Annotated in this window: 1 protein-coding gene; it reads left to right on the top strand. The window is 36.8% G+C overall.

The genetic code is table 11. From position 1 onward, the window contains the following. Positions 1 to 337 precede the first annotated feature (337 nt). The coding region (locus UF75_RS25905) for a hypothetical protein (protein WP_045577383.1) at positions 338 to 522 on the top strand (185 nt) is incomplete at its 3' end.

The following is a 522-nucleotide window of genomic DNA, read 5'->3' as shown; positions in this document are numbered from 1 at the left end:
ATTCTGGCTTGTGGATATGGTTAGCTTAAAGATAGGGCAAACGTATCCTATTGACGTGGATGAATTAGGAAGTGCCCAGGAATAAAACTTACAACTTTAAAGCTTGAAATTGGAATATCCAAGAAGTTTTATATTATCAAGCAACCAAAGAAAACCCAAGTCCATTCTAAGGAAAGACAAAGTTCCGACCAAAAGTCATACAATAATATTTTGACTGGAAATATCCTAGATAGGCACAGAAGTTTAAACACTGCCAGGCCTATGGCTTAAAAGTTCCTGTTACACAATGAGTTATAACTGAATAATATGAATTAATATGGGTTGGAGGGATAGCCTCGTGGAAGCAGATGAGCAGAACCTACTCGTATTAATCGAAGTGCGGAAAATGAACCGCTTGCAGAGAGAAAATAAAAAATCAATTGACATGATGAGCGACCAAATTACCTATTATCAGGATCTTTTTGACACTGTCATCGCCAATAACAGGAACACCAATCAAAGTATTGTAAGAGAGATACGATT

It is taken from the genome of Desulfosporosinus sp. I2, assembly GCF_000960765.1.
Lineage (GTDB): Bacteria > Bacillota > Desulfitobacteriia > Desulfitobacteriales > Desulfitobacteriaceae > Desulfosporosinus.
The sequence above is the reverse complement of the archived record's forward strand: the minus strand, read 5'-3'. Positions and strand labels throughout refer to the sequence as shown.